The following is a 16,487-nucleotide window of genomic DNA, read 5'->3' on the forward strand; positions in this document are numbered from 1 at the left end:
GGCCCCGGGCCGGGCCGGGGCGGATGGGCGTCGGCGGGACGAGACAGCGGCCGGGCCTCCCAGAGGGGAGGCCCGGCCGCTGCGCCGCACGGGGAGGATCAGGCCTCGCGGGTGCGCATCCGCTCGATGTCGGCCTTGCGCTCCTCGTTGGCCTCGCGGGTCAGCTCGGCGCCGGCCTCCGCGTCGCGGGTGAGGTTCTCGCCGGTCTGCGGATCGAACACGTGCATCTTGGCGGTGTTCATCCACAGCCGGGCCTGCGATCCGCCGCGGACCCGGGAGCTGGCGGGCAGCTCCACGACGACCTGGGCGGGCATCTCGTCGGCGTCCAGGTCGCGGGCCAGCTCGTCGAGCTTCTCCTTGACGTCCCGGTCCTGCTCGTAGCCGACGTAGCCGTACTGCTGGCTGCCCAGCCACTCCGTGTGGGAGAGCTCGGCGTCGAAGGTCGCGCCCTTTGCCGACCACGGGGTGTCGTCCACGTCGCGCGCATCGGCGAAGTGCTCGGGGCGCAGCCCCAGCACGAGCAGCTCGGCGGCCGAGTCCAGGCGGCCCTGCGCATGCGCCGGCACGGGGATCTCGCCGATCGGGGTGACGAAGACGTCGCCGCGGCGCCGGGCGGGCAGGAAGTTCATCGACGGGGCGCCGATGAAGCCGGCCACGAAGAGGTTGACGGGCTGCTCGTAGAGCTCGCGCGGCGAGGCGATCTGCTGCAGCTCGCCCTTCTTGAGCACGGCCACCCGATCGCCCAGGGTCATGGCCTCGGTCTGGTCGTGCGTCACGTACAGCGACGTGATGCCCAGGCGGCGCTGCAGCTGCGCGATCTCGGTGCGCATCTGCCCGCGCAGCTTGGCGTCCAGGTTCGACAGCGGCTCGTCGAACAGGAACGCGTCCGCCTCGCGGACGATCGCGCGGCCCATGGCCACGCGCTGGCGCTGGCCGCCGGAGAGGTTGCCGGGCTTGCGGTCGAGGTGGTCGTCCAGGTCCAGCAGCCGGGAGGCCTCGCGGACCTTCGCGTCGATCTGCTCCTCGGAGAGCTTGTCGTCGCCCTTGGCCAGGCGCAGCGGGAACGCGATGTTCTCGTAGACGGTCAGGAACGGGTACAGGGCGTAGTTCTGGAAGACCATCGAGAGGTTGCGCTCGCGGGGCTGCTTCTCGTTGACGCGCTGGCCGTCGATCAGCAGCTCGCCGTCGGTGATGTCCTCCAGGCCCACGACCATGCGCAGGAGGGTGGACTTTCCGCAGCCCGACGGGCCGACGAGGATCAGGAACTCGCCGTCGGCGACGTCGATGCTGACGCCCTTGATGGCGGGGAACCCGTCGTCGTACCTCTTGATCAGGTTGTTCATCGTGATGGATGCCATGGTGCTGTGCGCCTCTCGTGGGGAGGAAGTGTGGGTTCTGGGACGCCCGGGCTCAGCCCTTGACGGCGCCCTGGGTCAGGCCGGAGACGATCTGGCGCTGGAAGAGCAGCACCAGGATGACCACGGGGATGGTCACGATGATCGCCGCGGCCGAGATGGCGCCGGCGGGGTCCTCGAACTGCGAGGCGCCGGTGAAGAAGCCCAGCGCGGCCGGCACGGGGCGGGCCGCCGAGGTCGAGGTCAGGCCGATGCCGAACACGAAGTCGTTCCACGCGATGAAGAACGCGATGATCGCGGTCGTGAAGATGCCCGGGGTCACCATGGGCACGATCACCTTGCGGAAGGACTGCAGGGTCGTCGCGCCGTCGACCTGGGCCGCCGAGTCCAGGTCCCACGGGATCTGCTGGAAGTAGGCCGCCAGCGTCCAGATGGAGATCGGCAGGGTCAGCGACAGGTACGGCAGGATGAGGCCCAGCCAGGTGTCGTAGAGCCCGATCTGGCGCCACATGTTGAACAGCGGGGTCACGATCGAGACGACCGGGAACATGGAGACCATGAGCGAGGTCGTCAGGATCACGGACTTGCCGCGGAAGTCCAGGCGCGCGATCGCGTACGCGCACAGGGTGGCCAGCACGACCGCGATGAGCGTGGCGATCAGCGTGATGCCGATCGAGTTGCGCAGCGCCGGGACGAAGAGATCCTGGGCCGAGCCCACGAAGATCATCTCGTAGTTCTCCCACGTGAACTCGGAGGGCAGGAAGCCGCCCGAGGTCAGGTCCGCGGCGGACTTGAACGAGTTCATGAGGATGGACAGCACCGGGAAGAGGCACCACAGCAGCACCAGGACGGTGATGAGCGCCCAGCCCGCCTTCTGCTTGCCGGTCATGGGTCAGCCCTTCCTTCCGGTGAGGTCCACCTTGAAGCCCTTGATGGCGATGAGGGCGATCAGCAGGACGCAGATGAACAGGATCACGGAGATCGCCGAGCCGAGGCCGATCTCGAGTCGGGTGATGGAGGTCCGGTAGGCCAGCAGCGAGAGCGACTCGGTGCCGTACTGGCCGTTGGTCATGATGTAGATGTTGTCGAAGATGCGGAAGGCGTCCAGGGCGCGGAACACCACCGCGACCATGATGGCGGCCTTCATGGACGGCAGGGTCACCTTGACCATGCGCGCCCACCAGCCCGCGCCGTCGACCTTGGCGGCCTCGCCGAGCTCGTCCGGGACCTGGGCCAGGCCCGAGAGCAGCAGCAGCGAGATGAACGGCGTGGTCTTCCAGATCTCGGAGGCCATGATCACCAGCAGCGCGGACCAGCCCTGCCCGAACCAGTTGAACTCCGGGCCGATCACCGGCAGCCACGCGAACCAGTCGTTGACGTAGCCGGTGTTGATGTCGAAGGCGTAGAACCACGCGAAGGCGGACACGACCGTGATGATGCCGTAGGGCACCAGGATCACGGTGCGCAGCAGGCCGCGCAGCTGCTTGATGGCGGAGTGCATGACCAGGGCCAGGGCGAAGCCGAGCACGAGCTCGACGGCCACGGTCACGACCGTGATCAGCAGCGTGACCGCCAGGTCCTGCCAGAACACGCTGTCCGTGAGGACGGTCCAGTAGTTCTGCAGGCCGACGAACTCGCGGTCGTCCGGTGCGGTGAGACGGTAGGAGAACAGCGAGTCGAACAGCGCCTGGAGGATCGGGTACATCGTCACGAGCAGCATCACGGCGAAGGCCGGGCCGGCCAGCAGCCAGCCGAGGCGCCGCTCGGACTTGAGCCGGTCGGAGACCGGGGCGGAGGCGGGCCGCGAGCGGCCGTGGGTCGAGGTGCTCACAGCAGCGACTCTCCCTTCAGGACGGAGCTGATGAACTCCTGCGACTGCGCAGGCGTGCTCTCGCTCACCTCATGGATCGGGGTCCACTCCTGCTGGATGCCGGAGGAGATCTCGTTGTAGTACGGGGTCTGCGGACGCGGCGCCGCGTTGTCCAGCGACTCCCGGATGGCCTCGTGCATGGGGTAGGCCTCCTGGACCGCGGTGTCCTCGTAGGCCGAGGCGGAGGAGGCGGGGTTGCCGTCGGAGACCATGTACTCCGCCTGGTTCGCTGGGTCCGAGATGCACTCGACGGCCTCCCAGGCGAGGTCCTGGTGCTCCGAGCTCGCGCCCACGCCGAGGTTGATGCCGCCCAGGGGCGGCCTGGCGGGGGTGTCCTCGTCGACGCGCGGCCAGGTGGTCCAGGCGATGTCGTCCATGACGGACTGCTCGATCGATCCCTCCTCGACCGCGGCCTGGGTCGCGGAGTAGACGAACGGCCAGTTGACCATGAACGAGCCGTCGTCGCCGCGGAACTGCTCCATGGCGGCGTTCTCGTCCTGGGTGTCGATGCCGGGTCCGCCGAGGCCCTCCTGGCCGATCGTCCCGACGATGTCGGCGGCCCTGCGGCCCTCCTCCGAGTCGAGGGCGAGCTCGAGGGTGTCGGCCGAGGCGGCGTCGCCCTGGATGATCGACCCGCCGGCCGACTCGACCAGGCTGTTGACCCACACGCTCATGGACTCGGCCTGGATGCCCTGGACGCCCAGGAACTTCTCCTGCTCCTGCGCCGCCGTGATGATCTGGTCCCAGGTCACGGGCTCGGACATGTCCAGCCCGGCCTGCTCGGCCACCGACTTGCGGTACCACAGCAGCTGGGTGTTGGCCCAGAACGGGATCGAGACGTACTCGCCGTCCCACTGGGCGCCGGCCTTGGCCCCGTCGAGGGTGTCGGACGTGGTCCGCTCGACGAGCTCGTCCGACGGGGTCGCGAGGAACCCCGGCTCGGCGAGCTCGGGGATGAACGGCGGGTCCAGGGACATGATGTCCATGGAGCGGTCGCCGGCCGCCAGGCGCCGGGCCAGCTGCTCGCGCTGTGTGGCCGCATCGCGGGGCAGCAGCGAGGTGGTGATGGTGTACTTCCCGCCGGAGTCGGCGGAGCACTGCTCGGCGATGGCCGCCTGCCCGCCGTCGTCGGGGTTGATGTACCACGTCAGCTCGGTGGGGCCGCCGTCATCCGATGCGCAGCCCGCCAGCATCAGTGCTCCGATCGAGGCGACCGCTGCGGTGCGCAGCCGTCGCCGATGGTGCTCTGCTCTCACGAGGTTCCTCCGTGTGCTCGATCCGTGCGAGGCGGCCCGCAGTCACGGTGCTCCTCGACGACACAGAGTACCTGTACGTGTGAACTCGCACACAATCGTCTGAGCGCGTCCCGCGAGTCCTCCGAACGTGAGGTGAACAGGCCCCCGGCTCAGGCCAGCAGGAGGGCCACGACGGCCATCGTCCCCATGGCCGCCACGGAGGTCACGAGGACCACGTCGCGCGTCACGGCCTCCGCGCTGCGGTAGCGCACGGCCGCGATGTAGACGTTCTGCGCGGTGGGCAGGGCGGCCATGAGCACGACGCCGTAGAGCATGACGTCGTCGAGGCCCATGGCCGAGCCCATGAGCCAGGCGAGCAGCGGCTGCACGATCAGCTTGAGGCCCGACAGGGCCGTGACCTCCACGCGATGGGCCGTCGTGCCGCGCAGCGGCCGGTGGGTCACCAGCGACATCCCGAAGGCGGCCAGCATGCAGGGGATCGCCGCACCGGCGATCAGCTCGATCGGCTGCCGGGCCACCGTGGGCAGCTGCCAGCCGGTCGCGGAGAACAGGACCCCCAGCAGGGAGCCGAGGATCATGGGGTTCGTCGCGACCGAGCGCAGCAGCGACAGCGGGTTGGGCCGGCGCCCGAGCACGGCCACGTCCATGAGGGAGAGGTAGATGGGCGTGTAGATCGCCAGCTGGAAGAGGATCACGGGCACCACGGCGGAGGCGTCGCCCAGCACGAACGTGGTCAGCGGGATCCCCAGGTTGGCGGAGTTGACCATCGAGGCGGACTGCCCCGCCATGATCGCCTCGCCCACGCGAGCCCGCGAGCCCTCGGCTCGGGGGCGCTCGACGTCCGGGCCCTCGGTGCTCGGGCGCGCTCCGGCAGGCGCGCCGGCGCTCGAGCGGCGGCGCAGCCGATGCCGCACGGCGACGAACCCCCACCACAGCGCGGCGGTGGCCCAGGCGGAGACGAGGGCCACGAGCAGCGGCGCGGAGAAGATCTGCGAGACGTCCGCCCCGGAGACGGTCAGGAAGAGCAGGCACGGGGAGGCCACCCAGAAGGAGAAGGCGCTCAGGGAGCGCTGGCCGGCCTCTCCCAGCACCCCGGTGCGGGAGACCGCCGCGCCCACCAGGATGATGATCCAGATGACCGCGAAGCCCGCCAGGACGCCGGCCATGTCAGCGCTGCGCGTCCATCGCCGCCCGGGCCTGGGGGGAGCTCACCGCATGATCGGGGGTCTTCACGCCCTCGACGACGGCCTCGGCCGGGTCCTCGCCCAGGTGCACGATGCGATTGCCCGCATCGACATGGACCACGCGGGGCTCGTACGTGCGGGCCTCGTCGTCGTCCATCTGCGCGTAGGCCATGAGGATCACGAGATCGCCGGCGGCCACCAGGTGGGCGGCGGCGCCGTTGATCCCGATCACGCCCGAGCCGCGCTCGCCGGGGATCGTGTAGGTCTCGAGCCGGGCGCCGTTCGTGATGTCGACGACGTGGACCAGCTGCCCCGGCAGGATGTCGGCGGCCTCGAGCAGGTCGAGGTCGACCGTCACGGAGCCCACGTAGTGGAGGTCGGCGTGGGTCACGGTCGCGCGGTGGATCTTGCCGGTGAACATGGTGCGCAGCATGGCTGCCTTTCGCGGGTGCGGTGCGGATGCGGGCTGGGGGCGGGGCGCGGCGAGCGGGTCAGGGCGCGAGCACGGCCACGAGGAAGCCGCTGTCGCGCTCGTGCGGGCGCAGGTCCCAGGTCGCGAAGCGCTGGATCCCGCCGAAGCCCGCGGCCGCGGCGTCGCGGACGAACTGCTCCGTCTCGTAGCCGCGTCCGGAGCCGAAGCCGATCACGGCGCGGCCTTCGGGGGCCAGGCGCTCGCGGAAGCCGCGCAGCACGTCCGGGGCGGTGCCCGGCGCCAAGAAGGTCATCACGTTGCCGGCGCACACGATGAGGTCGAAGCCCTCGCGGGGCAGCTGGGCGTCGAGCGCCGCCAGGTGGGCCAGGTCGCCGTGCAGCCACAGGGCTCCCGGATGATCGGCGCGCGCCGCCTCGAGCAGGGCGGGGTCGATGTCCACCCCCGTGACGCGGTGGCCGCGCCGGGCGAGCTCCCCGCCGATGCGGCCCGGACCGCAGCCGGCGTCGAGGATCCGTGCGCCGCGCGCGGCCAGGGCATCGATCAGGCGGGCCTCGCCGTCGAGGTCGGCGCCGTCGCGGCGCATGTCCTCGAAGCGGCGGATGTAGCGGCGGGAATGCTCGGGATCGCGGGAGACGACGCCCTCCCACAGGGTCAGGAGGCGATCGGAGGGAACGCTCCCGCCGGCGGACATGCCGCTGCCGGAATGCTCTGCGGCGGGCCGGTCGGGCCGGGATGCGCTGTCCATGTCGAGCTCCTGTTCTGCGCCGGCCGCGCTCGGATCCCGCGCGGGGCCGTCCTCCCACGAGAAGCGCCCGCAGGCCGGATGGGCTGCGGGCGCTGTGCCGGCGGGGACCGGCCGGAGAGCGGCTGACGGGAATCGAACCCGCGTATCAGGCTTGGGAAGCGTGCGCTCTACCATTGAGCTACAGCCGCGCGACAACGCTCGACTCTACCGCAGTCCCGGATCGGACGCCAACGCGGCCGATGCCGCGGGGGAGGCCGCCGGGAGGAGTGGGATACCGTGTCGCCGTGCTGCTCTCCGACCGCGACATCCGCGCCGAGCTCGAGGCCCAGCGGGTCCGGCTCGAGCCCTGCGACCTCGACCTCGTCCAGCCGTCGAGCATCGACGTCCGCCTGGACCGGTGGTTCCGCCTCTTCGACAACCACAAGCACGCCGTGATCGACCCGTCGATCGAGCAGCCGGGGCTGACCCGGCTCGTGGAGGTCGACCCCGACGAGCCGTTCGTCCTGCACCCGGGGGAGTTCGTGCTGGGCTCGACCTACGAGTGCGTCACCCTGCCCGACGACATCGCCGCCCGGCTCGAGGGGAAGTCCTCGCTGGGGCGCCTGGGGCTGCTGACGCACTCGACCGCCGGCTTCATCGACCCGGGCTTCTCCGGGCACGTGACCCTCGAGCTGTCCAACATGGCCACGCTGCCGATCAAGCTGTGGCCGGGCTCCAAGGTCGGGCAGCTGTGCTTCTTCCGGCTCTCCTCCGCGGCCGAGCACCCCTACGGCACCGGCGAGCACCAGAACCGCTACCAGGGCCAGCGCGGGCCCACGGCCTCGCGGTCGCATCTGAGCTTCCACCGGACCCGCCTGGAGCGCTGAGGCCGCTGCGCCGAGGCCCGGCGCAGGGGGCCTCAGCGCGAGGCGGTCGTCGTCAGGGCCTCGCCCGGGCGGGGCCGCGCCGGAAGCCCCCGCATCAGGAGCAGCCCCAGCAGGATCACGACGAGGATCCCCAGGATGCCGAAGCGCTGCTGCCCGAAGACGCCGATGGCGACCCCGAACAGCAGCGGCGCCAGGAAGCTGACGACCCGGCCCGTCGTCGCGTAGAGGCCGTAGAGGGCGCCCTCGGTCCCCGCGGCGGTCAGGCGGCCCAGGTAGGACCGCGACGACGCCTGGGCGGGCCCGACGGCCGCGCACAGCAGCAGGCCGCAGACCCAGAACGCGGCCTTGCCCTCGAGCAGCAGCAGCGGGGTCCCCGCGACGAGGACCAGGACCAGGGCGCCGGCGATCACCGCCCGGGGCCCCAGGCGGTCGTCGAGCTGGCCGCCCAGCAGCGCTCCGAGCCCCGCCACCAGATTGCCGGCGATCGCGAAGACCATGACCTCGCTCAGGCCGAAGCCGAACGTGCCCGCGGCGATCACGCCGCCGAAGGCGAAGACGGCGGAGAGGCCGTCGCGGAACACGGCCGAGGCCAGCAGGAACCGCAGCGCGGTGCGGTCCTCGCGCCACAGGTGCCCGATCATGCGCAGGACCTCCCGGTAGGGGGCCGCCGGGCCGCCGCCGGATCGCGGGGCCGGCGGGCGCGGGCGGCGGCTCTCGTGGCGGCGCAGGCCGAGGACCAGGGGCGCGGCGAGCACGGCGCACCACGCGGCGCAGAACAGGGCGACGGCGCGGACGTTGAGGGCGTCGTCGGTCGGCAGGCCCAGGAAGCCCGGGGCGACGAAGCCGAAGAGCACGAACGCGGTGGCCAGGATCGACCCGATGTAGCCGGCGGCCCATCCCCGGCCGCTCACGCGCCCGATCGACTCGGCGGTGGCCAGGCTCGGCAGGGCGGCGTAGTAGTCGACGACGGCCAGCTCCTTGGCCGCATTCGCGGCGCTGAGCAGCGCGATGCCGAGCACCAGGAGCTGCTCCTCGGGGCGGACCAGGAAACAGGCGGCGGTGCACAGCACCGAGATGCCGGTGAACACGGCGATGCCCGTGGAGCGTCGTCCGCTGCGATCCGACAGCCAGCCGATCATGGGCGCGGCCAGCGCGATGACGACGGCGGCGACCACCGTCCCCCGGGACAGCATCTGGGTGGTGCGCTCGGGGGAGCCGAAGGCCTCCGAGGTCAGGTAGGTCGAGAACACGAACGTGATCATCAGCGCATCGATCACGGAGATCGCGGCGTCGTAGAGGTACCAGGAGCGCAGGGCCCCGGCTCCGGCGGGGGAGAGCGGGGGCGCGCCCGCCCGGGAGGAGCCGGCCGCCCGGCCCGCGGTGGTGTCCACGCCCGGAAGCCTAGGGCGGACGGCCCCCTGGGCGGCGATTTCGCCAGAGGGCGAAGGGATCGCCCCGGCTGGGAGGCCGGGCGGGCCGCTTGGTACGGTATATGGCAGTTCCCACCTTGGCGCTGGTCGCGTCGGCTCGGGCGGTCATGCACGGCCGCCTGGGCCGCGCCGCCGATCCGCGTCGACTCCCCGAGCCGAAGCGGAGGCGCCCGTGCTGGCAGTGCTGATCGCCCACGCAGTCATTGCGCTCCTGGCGGCGCCGCTGTTCCAGCGACTCGGGCGGTCGGCGTTCTACCTGATCGCGGCGGTCCCGGCCGCCTCGTTCGTCTGGGTGCTCCTGCAGGGCGGGCGCGCCGCGTCGGGGCAGTGGGTCCAGGACATCCCGTGGCTGCCGACCCTCGATCTGTCGATCGCGCTGCGCACGGACTCCCTGGCCTGGGTGATGTCGCTGATCGTGCTCGGGATCGGCGCCCTCGTGCTGGCCTACTGCGCCCGGTACTTCTCGGACGACTCCCCGGACATCGGGACCTTCGGCGCCCAGCTCGTGGCCTTCGCCGGCGCCATGTACGGCCTGGTCGTGGCCGACGACCTCCTGCTGCTGTTCGTCTTCTGGGAGATCACGACCGTCCTGTCCTTCCTGCTCATCGGCTACGCGCGCACCCGGCTCTCGGCCCGCCGCGCCTCCATGCAGGCCCTGGTGATCACGACCGCCGGCGGGCTGACCATGCTCGTGGGCGTGATCCTGCTGGGGCAGACCGCCGGCACCTACCGGATCTCCGAGCTCGTCGCCATGGGCCCGCAGCTGGCCGTCGACGGGCCCATCGTCGACGTCGCGATCGCGCTGCTGCTCGTCGGCGCGGTGACCAAGTCCGCGCTGATCCCGTTCCACTTCTGGCTGCCCGAGGCCATGGCCGCGCCCACTCCGGTCTCGGCCTATCTGCACGCCGCCTCGATGGTGAAGGCCGGCATCTACCTCGTCGCCCGTCTCGCCCCCGGGTTCTCGGAGACCGCGGCCTGGCAGCCCATGCTGGTCACCCTGGGCGTCGGGACCATGGTCTTCGGCGGCTGGGTCGCCATGCGCCAGTACGACCTCAAGCTGCTGCTGGCCTACGGCACCGTCTCGCAGCTCGGCTTCATGGTCATCGTGCTCTCGGCCGACACCCCGGATGCCGCCCTGGCCGGGATGGCCCTGCTCGTGGGCCACGCCCTGTTCAAGGCCACGCTCTTCCTCACCGTCGGCATCATCGACCACGAGACCGGCACGCGCGACATCCGCAAGCTCTCCGGTCTCGGCAAGCAGATGCCGGTGCTGCTCGTCGTCGCGATCATCGCGGCGGCCTCGATGGCCGGCATCCCCCCGTTCGGCGGCTTCGTGGCCAAGGAGGCCGTCCTGGGCGCGCTCGTCGACGGCGTCGGAGCGCAGGGCGGCGATCCGGTCGCGTGGATCCGCCTGCTGGGCGTGATCCTGGGCTCGGTCTTCACCGTCGTGTACTCCGCGCGCTTCGTGTGGGGGGCCTTCGGGGTCAAGCGCAGCGCCTTCGCGCAGCTGCCCACGGGCGAGGACGGCCGGCCCATGCGCACCCCGGCCCATCGCGCCGCCCCGTCGTTCACCGCCCCCGCCGTGGTGCTGACCGTGCTCACCGTCGTCTACGGCTTCGTGCCTGGCCCGGTCGAGTCGGCCCTGATGCCCTGGGTCGGGGAGTTCGACGGCGAGGCCACCCTGCACCTGGCCCTCTGGCACGGCGTCACGCCCGCCCTGCTGATCTCCCTGGGGATCATCGCCGTTGGCCTGATCCTCCACGCCAACCGGCGCGTGCTCGCGCAGCTGCTCCACGGGCTGCCGCACATGCCCCCGGCGGAGCGGATCTACCGCGAGGTCATCGACGCCCTCGACCGCCTGGCGGTGTGGGTCACGGGCAAGACCCAGCGCGGCTCGCTGACCTTCTACCTCTCGGTCATCTTCGTGACGGCGATCGTCGTGCCGGTCACGGTGCTGTTCCTCCACGAGACCCCGCCGCTGGGCTCCATGCGCATCGCGGACTCCTGGGGCCAGCTCGTGGCGGCCGCCCTGATCATCGGCGCGGCCCTGGCCGTGCTGCGGGCGGGCAAGCGGTTCCTGGCCGTCCTGCTGGTCTCGGTGACCGGCTACGGCCTCGCGCTGACCTTCGCCCTGCAGGGCGCCCCGGACCTGGCCCTGACCCAGACGCTCGTCGAGACGATCGCGCTGGTGGCCTTCGTGCTCGCGCTGCGCACGCTGCCGGCGCCGGTGTGGGACCGCCGGGCGGACCGCTCCCGGCTCCCCCGGGCGATCATCGCCGTGGCGTTCGGCGTCTTCATGATGCTGCTGACGGCGTTCTCGATGGCCTCGCGCACGGAGTCCCCGATCTCCTTCGCCCTGCCGCAGATGGCCTACGAGGGAGGCGACGGCGAGAACGTCGTCAACACCCTGCTCGTGGACATCCGCGTGTGGGACACCTTCGGCGAGATCTCCGTGCTCGTGCTGGCCGCCACGGGCATCGCCTCGCTGATCTTCGTGCAGGGCCGCCGCGACCGCCCGCGGGCGGTCAGCCCGAGCACCGGGCAGATCCGGCAGATCCGCCGGCGCGCCGAGGTCACCGCGAGAGTGCACGAGACCGAGTACGACCGCGCCTCGCGCGGCTTCCGCGGTGGGTTCGACGACCCCTACATCGTGGCCGGGCGCACCCTGTCGCCCGAGCGGCGCTCGATCGTGCTCGAGATCGTGACGCGCCTGCTCTTCCACACGATCATCATGTTCTCGCTGTACTTCCTGATCGCGGGCCACAACCTGCCCGGCGGCGGGTTCGCCGGCGGGCTGACGGCCGGCCTGGCGCTGACGCTGCGCTACATCGCGGGCGGGCGCTACGAGCTGTGGCGCTCGACCCCGGTCAACGCCGGAACCATGCTCGGGCTCGGCCTGCTGATCGGGGCCGTGTACGCGATCGCTCCCGTGTTCTTCGGCGGCTCGATCATGCAGAGCTACACGTTCGAGGGGGACTGGCCGATCATCGGGCACGTGAAGTTCGTGACCGCGGTCATCTTCGACGTCGGCGTCTACCTGGTGGTCGTGGGCACGATCCTCGACGTCCTGCGCTCGCTCGGCGGGCAGATCGACCAGCACTCCGAGGACGACGCGCTGCGCCGCCGTCGCCGTGCCGCGGGCCGCGGCGGCTCGCGCATCCGCGTGGTCCGCCGCCCGTCCAGCGAGCCGGGCAGCACCGGGGCGATCACCGTCCTGCGCGAGGAGGCCAGCGACGACGTCGATCTGACCGAGTCCGACGCCACCCGGGATGTGACCGTCTCCCGGACGGACCTCAAGGACATCGGGGACCAGGACGACGCCTCCGGCGGGGGGCTGCGGCGCGAGCAGATCCTGAACACGGGCCGCGGTGCGTCGAGGACCGATCACGAGGCCGAGGAGGGACGACGATGAGCCTGAACCTCACGCTGCTGCTGGTCATGGGCGTGCTGTACTCCGTCGGCATCTACCTGGTCCTGGAGCGCTCGCTGACCCGCGTGCTGCTGGGCATCATGCTGCTGACCAACGGCACGAACCTGCTGCTGCTGCACGCCGGGGGCCTGCCGGGGCGCTCGCCGCTCTACGACTCGGGGCTCGACCCCCGGGCGTACTCCGATCCGCTGCCGCAGGCGCTGGTCCTGACGGCGATCGTGATCGGCTTCGGGCTCACCGCGTTCCTGCTGGGCATGATCTACCGCTCGTGGGTGCTCTCGCACCGCGACGAGATCACGGACGACGCCGAGGACCGTCGCGTGGCGACCCAGTCGTCCTACGACGAGGAGCTCGATGCCGACGTCGCAGAGCAGGACTCCGACTTCGACGACGAGGACATCGACAAGCACGAGAAGGAGAGGGCCGAGGAGCTGGCACGCCACCGCAGGGAGCAGGAGAACTCCGACAGGCGCCGGTCGCGGAAGGAGTCCCAGCGATGATCGATCTCGACGTCGCCCAGCTCGCGCCGCTGGCCATCATCCTGCCCTTCGTCGGCGCCGCGCTGTCGCTGATGCTGGTCCACCGCAACCGCGCCCAGCGGTTCGTGGCCATCACCTCGCTGACCGCGACCCTCGCGGTCGAGAGCTTCATCCTCGCGCAGGCCTGGGAGACGGCCCCCACCTCGGTGAACATCGCCGGCTGGGAGGCGCCGTTCGGCATCGTCCTGGTCGTGGACCAGCTCTCGGCCATCATGCTCGTGGTCTCCACCGCGGTGTCGCTGGCCGTGCTGCTGTTCGCGACCGGCCAGGGCGTCGCCGACGGCGATGACGACGGCCCCATCTCGATCTTCTACCCCACGTTCCTGATCCTGGTGGCGGGCGTGTCCAACGCCTTCCTGGCCGGCGACCTGTTCAACCTGTACGTCGGCTTCGAGATCCTGCTGGTGGCGTCGTACGTCCTGATGACCATGGGCGGCACGACGCAGCGCATCCGGGCGGGCGTGACCTATGTGGTCGTCTCGATCATCTCCTCGATCCTGTTCCTGATCGCGATCGCCATGATCTACGCCGCCACGGGCACGGTGAACATGGCGGACCTGGCCGTGAAGCTCGGCGACCTGCCCGAGGGGACCCAGATGCAGCTGCACCTCATGCTGCTCATCGCCTTCGGGATCAAGGCGGCGGTCTTCCCGCTGTCCTTCTGGCTGCCCGACTCCTACCCCACGGCCTCCGCCCCGGTCACGGCGGTGTTCGCCGGGCTGCTGACCAAGGTGGGCGTCTACTCGATCATCCGCACGGAGACGCTGCTCTTCCCCGGCGACGGGGTGGACCAGCTGCTGCTGTGGGTCTCCCTGCTGACGATGATCGTCGGCATCCTGGGCGCCCTGGCCCAGATCGACATCAAGCGCCTGCTGTCCTTCACGCTGGTCAGCCACATCGGCTACATGGTCTTCGGCATCGCCGTCGGCTCGCAGACGGCCCTGGCCGCGGTCGTGTACTACGTGGTCCACCACATCATCATCCAGACCAGCCTCTTCCTGGTGGCCGGCCTGATCGAGCGCCGCGGCGGGTCGACCAACACGGACCGCCTGGGCGGGCTGGTGCGGCTCTCCCCGGCGCTGGCCCTGCTGTACCTGATCCCGGCGCTGAACCTCGGCGGCATCCCCCCGTTCTCCGGCTTCCTGGGCAAGGTCGGCCTGATCCAGGCCGGCACCGACCAGGGCGGCTGGGTGATCTGGGTCGTGATCGCGGGCTCCGTGCTGACCTCGCTGCTCACGCTCATGGCGCTGATGCGCGTGTGGAACAAGGCGTTCCTGCGCTCTGCCGACGATGCCGACTACCCGGACCCCGTCCTGCTGGTCTCCCGGGAGGAGGCCCGCGAGCACGGCTCCGGCAACGCGGCCTCCGTGTCCATGGACGTCGACGGCGGCGGACGCTGGGCCGGGCGCAGCAACGTGCAGCTCATGCCGCTGTCCATGGTGGCCCCCACCGCAGGCCTGGTGGCGCTCGGCGTCGCGCTGACCGTCTTCGCCGGCCCGCTGTTCTCGGTGGCCGACAACGCCGCGGAGAACCTGGCGGATCCCGGCCGCTACGTCGAGTCCGTCCTGGGTGAGGACGGAGGGCCGCGCGGCGTCGTCGAGGAGGGCGGCTCGGGGGAGGGCGGATCGCCGCCCCCGGCCGATCTGCCCGAGGGCGAGCAGTACGGCGAGAACGTCGGCGAGGACAGCGGCGCGGGGATCCAGCGCGAGATCTACGACGGCACCGACTCCCGGCCCTCGGACGAGGGCTCCCCCGACCACGCCGGCGACCCGGAGGAGGCAGCGCAGTGAGCTCCACACCGACCGCACACGGGAGGGCGTCCTCCCGGCCGCCCCGCCGGCGAGAGCACCGGTGGGTCGTCGAGATCCCGCTGATCCTGTGGCTGATGCTCGTCTGGGCCATCCTCTGGGGCGAGATCAGCGTCAAGAACCTGCTCGTCGGGCTGATCTTCTCGCTGCTGGTCACCCGGCTGCTCGCGCTGCCTCCCGTGCAGCTGTCGAGCCGCTTCAGCGTGGTGCACGCCATCACCCTCTTCGCGACCTTCCTCTGGCAGGTGATCCGCGCGAGCTTCGAGGTCATGTGGACCGTGATCGCCCAGGGCCCGCGGGCGGAGTCCGCGATCGCCGGCGTGCAGATGCGCTCGCACTCCGATCTGATCCTCACCGCGACCGGCAACACGACGGGACTGATCCCCGGCTCGGTGCTGCTCGAGGTGGACCGGCCGGGGGCCATGCTCTACTTCCACGTCCTGGACGTGCACGACGACGAGGACATCCAGCACTTCCGCGAGAGCGTGCGCAACACCGAGGCGGCCTGGATCCGGATGATGGGCTCCCCGGAGGACTACGCCGCCCTGCGCCGCGAGGACGCCGCGGAGGGCCGCGCCCGCGATCCCCGCGCGGCCCTGCACAGCTGGACCGGCTACGCCCGGCAGGCGAAGGAGCGGCGCGAGCGCGGCGAGCGGCCGAGCACCGGTCCGCAGGCCCAGGCCGCCGACCCCCGCGGCGACCGCCCCGGGGCGCGACACGAGGAGGAGCAGAGCCGATGAGCACCGTTGTCATGGCCGTGTGCCTCGCGATGCTGGGCGTGGCCGCCGCGGGCGTGCTCTACCGCCTGGTGAAGGGGCCCGCTCTGCTGGACCGGGTGCTCTCGAGCGACGTCCTCCTCTCGGTCGTGGTCGCCGCGATCGCCCTGGAGATGGTCTGGCGGGATCACACCGACTACATGATCGTCGTCGTGACGGTCTCCCTGCTGGGCTTCATCGGCTCGGTCTCGGTCGCCCGCTTCGTGCAGCCCACCCGGCCCCGGAAGACGGGCGAGACCGACGGCGGCGCGACCAAGGAGCCCGCCGAGGCGGCCTCGGCGTCCAGCGGCTCCGACGAGCCCCTGGCACCCGGGCAGGCCGATGAGCAGACAGGAGGATCGCGATGAGTCCGATCGACATGGTGCTGGACATCGCCGTGGCGATCCTGCTGCTGGTGGGCTGCCTCATGTCCCTGACGGCGGGGCTCGGGCTGATCCGGCTGCCGGACATCCTCTCCCGCATGCACGCGGCCACCAAGCCGCAGGTGCTGGGGCTGCTGTGCATGCTGCTGGCCGTCGTGATCAACGTCCGGGAGTGGTCGCTGCTGCCGCTGGCACTGCTGGGCTGGGGCCTCATGCTGCTCACCGCGCCCGTCTCGGCGCACATGGTCGGGCGCTCGAGCTACCGCACCAAGCACGTGAGCGACGACGACCTGATCGAGGACGACCTCGCCGCGGCCCTCGAGGCCGCGGACAGCGAGGAAGCCGAGCAGGAGACCGGCCGCTCGCGCTAGGCTGAGGACCGAACCTCCGGCATCGGCAGCGACGCCGGACCGCGACTCCCGGGTGCTCCACC

At 71.2% G+C, this 16,487-nt stretch carries 15 protein-coding genes and 1 tRNA gene; 7 read left to right on the forward strand and 9 right to left on the reverse strand.

Going from position 1 to position 16,487, the window contains the following annotated elements; genetic code table 11:
* Nucleotides 1-98: 98 nt before the first annotated feature.
* The 8 genes from FSY66_RS02770 to FSY66_RS02805 form a co-directional block, all read right to left on the reverse strand.
* A complete protein-coding gene (locus FSY66_RS02770; protein WP_144791073.1) occupies nt 99-1,358 on the reverse strand; it encodes an ABC transporter ATP-binding protein in 1,260 nt (419 codons plus the stop codon).
* Nucleotides 1,359-1,410: 52 nt separating this feature from the next.
* Nucleotides 1,411-2,244 (reverse strand): carbohydrate ABC transporter permease, encoded by an 834-nt coding sequence (locus tag FSY66_RS02775; RefSeq protein ID WP_144791075.1) that lies wholly within the window; start codon nt 2,242-2,244, stop codon nt 1,411-1,413.
* 3 nt (nt 2,245-2,247) lie between these two features.
* Nucleotides 2,248-3,186, reverse strand: coding sequence for a carbohydrate ABC transporter permease (locus tag FSY66_RS02780; RefSeq protein WP_144791077.1), 939 nt, complete (start codon nt 3,184-3,186; stop codon nt 2,248-2,250).
* Entirely contained in the window at nt 3,183-4,481 is a 1,299-nt protein-coding gene (locus FSY66_RS02785) for an extracellular solute-binding protein (protein ID WP_260853406.1), read from the reverse strand. Before FSY66_RS02785 ends, FSY66_RS02780 begins: the two co-directional genes overlap by 4 nt.
* Before the next feature lie 149 nt (nt 4,482-4,630).
* Complete coding sequence (locus FSY66_RS02790; protein ID WP_144791080.1) at nt 4,631-5,647, reverse strand: AEC family transporter; 1,017 nt, start codon at nt 5,645-5,647, stop codon at nt 4,631-4,633.
* A 1-nt stretch (nt 5,648) separates the two neighbouring features.
* A complete protein-coding gene (panD, locus tag FSY66_RS02795; protein WP_144791082.1) occupies nt 5,649-6,098 on the reverse strand; it encodes an aspartate 1-decarboxylase in 450 nt (149 codons plus the stop codon).
* A gap of 58 nt (nt 6,099-6,156) precedes the next feature.
* Nucleotides 6,157-6,843 (reverse strand): class I SAM-dependent methyltransferase, encoded by a 687-nt coding sequence (locus FSY66_RS02800; protein ID WP_313955531.1) that lies wholly within the window; start codon nt 6,841-6,843, stop codon nt 6,157-6,159.
* A gap of 117 nt (nt 6,844-6,960) precedes the next feature.
* A tRNA-Gly gene (locus FSY66_RS02805) sits at nt 6,961-7,031 on the reverse strand.
* A 96-nt stretch (nt 7,032-7,127) separates the two neighbouring features.
* Between FSY66_RS02805 and dcd the strand changes: the two genes are divergently transcribed.
* Nucleotides 7,128-7,709: a dCTP deaminase gene (gene dcd, locus FSY66_RS02810; protein ID WP_144791083.1), complete on the forward strand. Its 582-nt coding sequence runs from the start codon at nt 7,128-7,130 to the stop codon at nt 7,707-7,709.
* Between the two features lie 32 nt (nt 7,710-7,741).
* Here dcd and FSY66_RS02815 read toward each other — a convergent pair whose 3' ends face one another.
* Complete coding sequence (locus tag FSY66_RS02815) at nt 7,742-9,100, reverse strand: MFS transporter (RefSeq protein ID WP_144791084.1); 1,359 nt, start codon at nt 9,098-9,100, stop codon at nt 7,742-7,744.
* A gap of 211 nt (nt 9,101-9,311) precedes the next feature.
* On the opposite strand from FSY66_RS02815, the gene FSY66_RS02820 reads away from it, so the two are divergent.
* From FSY66_RS02820 to mnhG, 6 genes are read left to right on the forward strand one after another with little or no spacing between them, the layout of a single operon-like run.
* Nucleotides 9,312-12,551, forward strand: a complete 3,240-nt coding sequence (locus FSY66_RS02820) for a Na+/H+ antiporter subunit A (protein WP_144791085.1) — start codon at nt 9,312-9,314, stop codon at nt 12,549-12,551.
* A complete protein-coding gene (locus FSY66_RS02825) occupies nt 12,548-13,069 on the forward strand; it encodes a Na(+)/H(+) antiporter subunit C (protein ID WP_144791086.1) in 522 nt (173 codons plus the stop codon). The genes FSY66_RS02820 and FSY66_RS02825 overlap by 4 nt, the downstream gene beginning before the upstream one ends.
* The gene (locus tag FSY66_RS02830) at nt 13,066-14,898 is read left to right on the forward strand and encodes a Na+/H+ antiporter subunit D (RefSeq protein WP_186304375.1); all 1,833 of its coding nucleotides are present in this window, start codon (nt 13,066-13,068) and stop codon (nt 14,896-14,898) included. The genes FSY66_RS02825 and FSY66_RS02830 overlap by 4 nt, the downstream gene beginning before the upstream one ends.
* Entirely contained in the window at nt 14,895-15,656 is a 762-nt protein-coding gene (locus FSY66_RS02835; protein WP_144791087.1) for a Na+/H+ antiporter subunit E, read from the forward strand. The genes FSY66_RS02830 and FSY66_RS02835 overlap by 4 nt, the downstream gene beginning before the upstream one ends.
* Nucleotides 15,653-16,039: an MrpF/PhaF family protein gene (locus FSY66_RS02840; protein ID WP_144791088.1), complete on the forward strand. Its 387-nt coding sequence runs from the start codon at nt 15,653-15,655 to the stop codon at nt 16,037-16,039. Before FSY66_RS02835 ends, FSY66_RS02840 begins: the two co-directional genes overlap by 4 nt.
* Nucleotides 16,036-16,425 carry a monovalent cation/H(+) antiporter subunit G gene (gene mnhG / locus FSY66_RS02845; protein ID WP_144791090.1) on the forward strand — a complete coding sequence of 130 codons (390 nt, stop codon included), beginning with the start codon at nt 16,036-16,038 and terminating at the stop codon, nt 16,423-16,425. The genes FSY66_RS02840 and mnhG overlap by 4 nt, the downstream gene beginning before the upstream one ends.
* The last annotated feature ends 62 nt before the right edge of the window (nt 16,426-16,487 follow it).

The sequence above is a fragment of the Kocuria palustris genome (genome assembly GCF_007666205.1).
In the GTDB taxonomy this organism is placed as follows: Bacteria; Actinomycetota; Actinomycetes; order Actinomycetales; family Micrococcaceae; genus Kocuria; species Kocuria palustris_A.